The sequence below is a fragment of the Streptomyces sp. NPDC101227 genome, assembly GCF_044767545.1.
Lineage (GTDB): Bacteria > Actinomycetota > Actinomycetes > Streptomycetales > Streptomycetaceae > Streptomyces.
Map to the genome: position 1 here is coordinate 37800 of NZ_JBIWOD010000013.1, position 7499 is coordinate 45298.

The 7499-nt window shown below is 68.1% G+C and carries 6 protein-coding genes; 1 reads left to right on the forward strand and 5 read right to left on the reverse strand.

The genetic code is table 11. The features are described 5' to 3' along the window. Positions 1-46 precede the first annotated feature (46 nt). From ACIRPT_RS27580 to ACIRPT_RS27600, 5 genes are all read right to left on the reverse strand, one after another. Positions 47-238: a ferredoxin gene (locus tag ACIRPT_RS27580; RefSeq protein ID WP_403831757.1), complete on the reverse strand. Its 192-nt coding sequence runs from the start codon at positions 236-238 to the stop codon at positions 47-49. Between the two features lie 90 nt (positions 239-328). Further along, positions 329-1504 carry a cytochrome P450 gene (locus tag ACIRPT_RS27585; protein WP_403831759.1) on the reverse strand — a complete coding sequence of 392 codons (1176 nt, stop codon included), beginning with the start codon at positions 1502-1504 and terminating at the stop codon, positions 329-331. A gap of 30 nt (positions 1505-1534) precedes the next feature. After that, positions 1535-2593 (reverse strand): DegT/DnrJ/EryC1/StrS family aminotransferase, encoded by a 1059-nt coding sequence (locus ACIRPT_RS27590; protein WP_403831762.1) that lies wholly within the window; start codon positions 2591-2593, stop codon positions 1535-1537. A gap of 62 nt (positions 2594-2655) precedes the next feature. Next, positions 2656-4038 (reverse strand): glycosyltransferase, encoded by a 1383-nt coding sequence (locus ACIRPT_RS27595; RefSeq protein ID WP_403831765.1) that lies wholly within the window; start codon positions 4036-4038, stop codon positions 2656-2658. 171 nt (positions 4039-4209) lie between these two features. After that, positions 4210-5871: a GMC oxidoreductase gene (locus tag ACIRPT_RS27600; RefSeq protein WP_403831767.1), complete on the reverse strand. Its 1662-nt coding sequence runs from the start codon at positions 5869-5871 to the stop codon at positions 4210-4212. Between the two features lie 304 nt (positions 5872-6175). Here ACIRPT_RS27600 and ACIRPT_RS27605 point away from each other — a divergent pair, with 304 nt between their 5' ends. Beyond that, positions 6176-7297, forward strand: coding sequence for a tyrosine-protein phosphatase (locus tag ACIRPT_RS27605; protein WP_403831769.1), 1122 nt, complete (start codon positions 6176-6178; stop codon positions 7295-7297). Positions 7298-7499 lie beyond the last annotated feature (202 nt).

A 7499-nucleotide genomic window follows, 5' to 3' on the forward strand; every position in this document is an offset into this window, starting at 1 on the left:
TCGTCGGTTGCGGGGAACCCGGTGGGTGGAGCGTCCGGGTCGGGCGTCAGCCCTCGTGCACGGTGATCGCCCCGGACGGGCACAGGGCACCCGCGATCCGGGCCGTGGCCTCTTCGTCGGCGCCTGGCTCGGCGAGCTGGGTGACGATTCCGTCGTCGTCCTGGTCGAAGAGCTGTGGTGCGGTCAGCGCGCACTGGCCGGCGCCCACGCAGCGCTCCACGTCGATGGTGATACGCATGCCGATGTTCTCTCCTGCGGGGAATGGTGGCCCGCCGGGCGGCGGTGGCACGCCGGGCGGAGCGGGGCTTTCCGGGGCGGGAAGCTGGGCCTACCAGCGAACGGGGAGCCGCTCCAGGCCGTAGAGCACGCCGTCGTACTTGATGCTCAAACCGTCGGCGGGGACGTCGAGCCGGATGTCGGGGATGCGCTCGAAGAGCTTCCGGTAGGCGATCTCCATCTCGGCGCGCACCAGGTTCTGGCCCAGGCACTGATGGATTCCGTAGCCGAAGGCGACGTGGTGGCGGGCGCTCCTGGAGGGGTCGAACATGTGGGGGCACTCGAAGGCGCTCGTGTCGTGGTTGGCCGCGGCGACGAGGGGCACGATGCCCTCCCCCGCCTTGATGAGCTGCCCGGCTATTTCCACGTCCTCGACGGCCACCCGCAGGGACACGATGTCGGCGACCGAGTGGAAGCGCAGCGTCTCCTCCACGGCCCGGTCGTCACCGATCCACTGAGGGTTCATCAGGAGCGTGACCACGCCGAGCGCGATGTTGTTGGCCGTGGTCTCGTGGCCGGCGATGAGCAGGAGCATCAGCACGCCCGACAGCTCGTGCGGAGCGATCGACCCGGCGGCCAGTAGCCGGCTGATGAGGTCGTCGCCGGGCCATTTCACCTTGATGTCCACGAGGCGCTTGATGTAGCGCAGCAGCTCCTTGACGGCGGCCTCGCGCTGCTCGTCGGTCGAGGCCCGGAGGGAGACCAGGGTACGGGTCCTGGACTCGAAGAAGTCGCGGTCGGAGGGCGGCACACCGAGCAGCGACGAGATCACCAGGGAGGGAACGGGCAGCGCGTAGTCCGCGACGAGGTCGGCGGAGTTTCCCGCGGTCAGCATGGCGTCGAGGCGCTCCTCGACCGTGCGCTCGATCGCCGGGCGCAGCCCCCGGATGCGCCGGACGGTGAATTCGGGGATGAGGGCCTTGCGGAACCGGTCGTGCTCGGGCGAGTCCAGTCCCACGAACCAGCCCGGGATCTGCTCCTGCGTGGGTACGCCCACCGTCCCGACGTTGGGGAATCCCTTGTGCGCGGGATTGGAGCTGATCCTCCGGTCGGTCAGCACGGCGCGTACGTCCTCGTACCGGGTGACCAGCCATGCACGGGCGCCGTTGGGCAGCCGGGAAAGGACCGGTCCCTCGTGGTCGCGGTAGTCGGCGTATTCGGGCGGCGGGAAGGGCACGCCGGGTTTGCGTACGGGGAAGTCGACCACCATCGGGTCCGATTGCGTCATGCGGGGATTTCCTCTCTCGGACGGCGCCGCTCAGCCGGCACCGCAGAATGCGCGGATTCTGCCGATGATGAAGTCCTGGTCGGCTGCGGTCAGATCGCTGTGCGTGGGGAGATACAGCCCGTCCTCGGCGAATTCACTGGCCTTGAGCGAGGGCCAGTCGGGGTGGAAATACATGGGCTGCCGGCTCATCGGTTTGAAGAAGAGCCGGGTCTCGACGGAATGCCCGGCCAGGAACGCCTGCAGCTCCGCCCGGCGCTCGGCCCGGAGGTCGTACATCCACAGCACATCCCTCGGCGGCATCAGCGTGATGCCGGGGACGTCGGCCAGCCCCTCGTCGTAGCGCTTCTCGATCCGGCGGCGCGTTTCGAGAATCTCGTCGATCCGCTCGGTCTGCGCCAGCGCGACGGCGGCCTGCATGGCCGTCATGCGGTAGTTGTACGCCACCTTCTTGTGCAGGAAGCTGTGATCCTTGGTGAAGGCCATGGCCCGAAGGTGCGCCATCTGCTCTGCCAGCTTGGGGTCATCGGTGAGACAGATGCCTCCCTCGCCCGCCGTAATGATCTTGTTGGCGAACAGCGAATAACAGGCGATGTCCCCCACCGGCCGGACGCCATGGGCCTCGGCGCTGTCCTCCACGACCTTCAGGTTGTACTGGAACGCGATATCCATGATCGCGTCCATATCGCAACGCCGCCCGTAGATATGGACGGGCATGATGACCTTCGTCCGCGACGTGATCTTCTCTTCGATACGGGAGACGTCAATGTTGAGGTCGTCCCCGCAGTCGACGAACACCGGGGTCGCACCGGTGTACGTGACCGCCCACGCGGTGGCCACCATCGTGAACTCGGGAACGATCACCTCGTCCCCCGGTCCGACTCCCAGAGCCCGAAGCGCCAAGGTCAGCGCGGCCGTCCCGGACGAACAGGCCACTCCGTGTGCGACCCGGTTGTAATCCGCGAAGGCCCGCTCAAATCGCTGGACCATCGGGCCCTGCGACGATATCCAGCCGTCCTCGACGGTGGCGGTCAGATACTCCAGCTCTTTTCCGCCCAGCGCGGGCCGGGATACGGGATATTTGATCGGCATCGGCTACCTCGTCCTTCTCAAACGTTCGCCTGTCTCATACGTACTCACGAACTCTCCCGCCACTACGCCTTTGCCAGAGCCGGCAGTCCGAGAATCAGCTCGGCAGCGGCCTCACGCCCGCCCGCCGCCCGCTGGAGAGCACCGAGCCGCTCCGCCCTCTCATGGAAAGAGGAGGTCTCCAGCACCCGGTTCAGCTTGTCGACCACATCGTCGACATCGATGGTCCGCGGCCGATCGAGCGTCAGGCTGATCCCGAAATCCCTGCCGCGCACGGCCTGGTCGTAGCAGTCCACCCACAACGGCCGCACCACCAGCGGCTTTCCGAAATACACACCCTCGTTGTAGCCATTGCCACCGGCGTGCGTGAAGAACACCTTCACATTCGGGTGCGCGAGCACGTCCAGCTGTGAAGGAACCCAGCTCTCGATCCGCAGATTTCCCGGCAGCGACTCCTTCGGCGGCAGTAGCTGTTGCTGCTCCGAAGGCAGCTTCCACAACACCTGATGCCGTCCTTCGAGGCGCCGGGCCACCTCCACCATCGAACCGACCTGATCCCGCGTCAGCCGGGTGATCGTCCCGAATCCCGCATAGACCACCGACGACTGGGCATCCAGCCAGGCCGACAGCTCCTCGTCGTCCGGTGCCTCCGGCAGCGGCGGCACCATCGCACCGACCAGCCGCATCTTCTCCGGAATCTCAAGGGGATAATCCAACTGGGCAATCGAGTTGCACAGCACCAGCTCGGCCCTATCGATCCGCGCCATCGGGCTCATCAGCCCCAGCCCGAGCGCCTTACGCCGCCGCGTGTCCTCCGCCACCACCTTTCTCATCGTCGGCGAAAGGAACAGCGCCAGGGTCCGCCATTTGAACAACTGGTTCATGACCTGCTGCGTCGGCGTCATCCGACGCGGCAGTCCGGTGTGCGGTACCGGGAAGTCCCACGGCACATACCGCTTCCCGAACGGCGTGAACGCCGTCAGTACGTTGCTCGGCGAGAACGGCACGCTCAGCACGAACGGAATCCTCCGCGCAATGGCCAGCTCAATCGCAAACCCGCTGATGCAGTCGATAACCATCAACGCCGGCCGAACCTCGTCGACAATGGCCGCGAGCTTCTGGAACTTCGCCTGCTGCGCAGCGGGCACGAACGACTGCTTGATCACCGCGCGATGCGCCTTGAACCGCGACGACTGGGTGATCTCCCGATAGACCTCATCGCCCCAGGTCACCGCCGACAGTTCGGAAACGACCTCCCCCAGCGAGCCGAACTCCACCGGAGACCCCACCGAAATCCTCTTCACATCCTCGCGCCGCGGCTCATCGGTGGCGAACCAGAGATCCGGCACATTCTGGCGGGAGAGTTCCTCGGCGAGTACGAGCAGCGGATTAGCCAGCCCGCTTTCCGGAAGACTGACGAAGAGGATCGGCCGTCGGGCGGAGTCCATGGATTCCCTTTCAGCGAGGACGGACGGGGTTCGGCAAACACACCCTGTGCGGGTCGACTTGCCGCACCCCTCCATTGATCTCACGCCATCCACCGGAAAATCCTTAGAACCCGTGCGATGACATTCGAGGCAGGAACGAAGCGGCGGAAACAGCGAGCCGTCACTGGAGCACTACTTCGCGGACTTGACGTCCTCCGCGATGATCCGCTCGATATTGCGCTCGGCCAGGGCCGTGATGGTGACAAAGGGATTGACGCCGATGGAGCCCGGGATCAGCGCGCCGTCGGTGACGTAGAGGTTCCGGTAGCCGGCCACACGTCCGTAGAGGTCGGTGGCCTTGCCCAGGACGCAGCCGCCGAGCGGGTGGTAGCTGAAGTCGTCGGAGAAGTTCTTCAGTTGCGGACCGAACAGGTCGTAGCGGTACGTCGTCGCGTTGGCCTTGTTGATCCGGTCGAAGAGCGACTTCGCGGCGTTGACCGCGGGCGTGTTCTGGTCCCGGGTCCAGCGCAGCGCCGCGCGGTCGGTGGCCTTGTCGTAGACGAAGGTGCCGCGCTCGGGGTTCTTGGTGATCGCCAGATAGAGGCTGACCCAGGTCTCCAACCCGGCAGGCATCGGGGCGATTTCGGCGAAGACGGGGGCGGCGGGGTTGTCCCAGTCATCGATGCCCAGGGCGGGGATCGAGGACTGGTGGGCCCCGGTGGGGTTCCAGACGTGGTTGGCCCGGCCGGTCATGATGTTGCCGTTGGGGCCCCAGCCCGCGCCGACCTCGGTGTTGAGGTCGGGCAGCGCGCCGGTGTCGCGGGCCCGTACCAGCAGCTCCGTCGAGCCGAGGCTGCCGGCGCCGAGGAACAGGTGACGGCAGGCGATCTCCTTGTGCGCGACGAGCTTGCCGCCCGCGTCGTGCTGCTCCACGGAGAGCACATAGCTGCCGTCGGGCTGCTGCCGGATCGCCTTGACCTGGTGCAGGGTCTCGATGGTGACCTTGCCGGTGCCGAGCGCGGTGGCCAAGTAGGTCTTGTCCAGGCTCTGTTTGCCGTGGTTGTTGCCGTAGATGACCTCGCCCGCCAGCGCGGACTTGGGTGCCTCACCGGCCGCCTCGCGCCGCATGTGCCCGAAGTCGTAGACGTTGGGGACGAAGGTGGTGCGCAGGCCCGCATTGCCCGCCTGTTCGCGCGATACGCGCGCGAACCCGTACCACTCCGCCTCCTCGAACCAGCCCTTGTCGATGTGGTTCACCTTGAGCATGGAGTTGGCGCGCGGGAAGTACCGGTCGTACATCTCGGCGGCGTCCACCCGCGGGAGGACCTCCTCGAAGTACGAGCGCTTCGGCACGACGGCCATGCCGCCGTTGACCAGCGAACCGCCGCCCACCCCCCGCCCCACGTACACCGACATCTGGTCGAAGTGGACCCTGTCCAGCACGCCCGCGTACGGCTCGATGTCCCGGTTGATCACGTCCAGCCACAGGAACGAGCCGAGCGGGGCCTCGGTGCGGGACTTGAACCAGCTGGAGCGGCGGTCCGGCTCGAGCATTCCGCAGAAGACGTTGCCGTCGTCGGCGGGCTTGTTCCACAGCTGGCCCATTTCGAGCATCAGCGTGGGAATTCCGGCCTCGCCGAGCCGCAGCGCGGAGACCGCGGCGCCGTATCCCGTACCGATCACCACGGCTGGTACGAACGAGCCACTGCCGGCCTGCGGACTGCGCTTGTCGGCGGCCGCGGCGCGCGGGGCGGCGGAAATCGTGGTCATTCCGGCGACGGCGGCACCGCCGAGGGCGGCCAGTCCGAGCAGCCGGCGACGTGTCAGATGCTGGTTCTGCTGATTCTCGAACATGCTGGTGGTACCCGACCTTCGCCGACAGATTTCTTCCCCGCAGGGCTGTTCCACGGCGCTGTCCCGGTGGGGATTGCGGGCCTCTTCCCTCGGCTTCCCTCGGCCCGAACCGCCGCGCGCCACCAGCCTGACCGGGAAAGACTGGGGGAAATGCCAGAGACACGGCGCCGTTGACCGGCCGGAATCCGACCATCTGTCCCCGTACGGCACGGCGGCCCGACCCGGCTCTGTGCCTTCCGGCCTGGCGCGCCTCCCTCGTCAACTCTAGGTAATTTCGTGCCATTTCCGGCCGTATGCTCCCGCCATGAACTCCCCTTCCCCGGCGGCGGTGCTGACCGCCCGCCGCATCGCCGTGTCGTTCATGGCCGCCGTATCGGCAGTGGGGGTCACCGCGCCCCTCGCCTCGGCCGAACCCCTCGGCGCGCCCGTCGGAGCGGGCCGGCACACGCCGCGGGCACCGCTCGCCGCGCACGGGATTCCGTTCACCGACGCCACGGTGACCCGGCACAAGGACGGCTCGTTCGACGTGTCCTGGAAGGCGCCCGGCGTCGGTTCGGTGACCGTCTACGCCGGCGACAAGGCCGTGGCGCACGGCGGGGCCGAGGACGCCGTCACCGTACGCGGACTGCCCGTCGCCGACCGCCGCTGGTTCCGCCTCGTCCCCGACCAGGGCGACCCGCTCACCGTCGCCGACCGCTCGCTGCACCTGGCGGGCGCCGCCAACTTCCGCGACGCGGGCGGCTATCGCACCGCCGACGGCCGGTGGGTGAAGATGGGCGTGCTGTACCGCACCGGCACCCTGCACGCGCTCACCTACGCCGACCTGGCCAGGCTCCAGCGACTGGGTATCCGTACGGACTTCGACCTGCGCGGGCCGAACGAGCGCGCCGAGAAGCCGGACCGCGTGCCCGCGGGCGCGCGCTACGTCGTCGCCGACGTCCACGGCGGCCGCGGCAAGTCCGAAGCGCCCGCCTCGGCCGAGGCGTCCGAGCGGGCGATGGCCGCCTCCTACCGTTGGCTCGTCTCCAAGCCCTCTGCGCTCGACGCCTATCGTGCGCTGTTCCGTCTTGCCGCCGACCCCGGCTCCTCTCCGCTGGCCTACCACTGCGAGGGCGGCAAGGACCGTACGGGCTGGGCCAGCGCCGCCCTGCTCACGGCCCTGGGCGTGGACCGCGACACGGTCATGCGGGACTACCTGGCCACCAACGACCACCTCGCAGCGCGCAACGCCGCCACCCTCGCCGAGCAGCCCCCCGAGAGGGCCGCCCGCATCGAGCCTGCCCTGGACGCCAGGGCCGAGTACCTGAACACGGCCTTCGACGAGGTCACAGCCCGCTTCGGCACCTTTGACGCCTATCTGCGGGACGGGCTGGGCCTGAGCGAGCGGCTACTGGAGCGGCTGCGGGGGGCGCTCCTCACCGCCTGACCCCCGACCGACCGGCGGACCGGCGGACCGGCCGAAAGGCCCTGCCCGTCGGCACGAAACCACGCCCCCTCCTGGCACACGGCCGGGAGGGGGCGTGGTGTGTCTGCCGCGCGGCGGCCGGTACCGGATCCGTATGAGGTCTTCCGGTGGCGGGCCGGCAGCCGTCGCCGCGCAGCACTGTGCGCCGCCGAATTGTTCGACG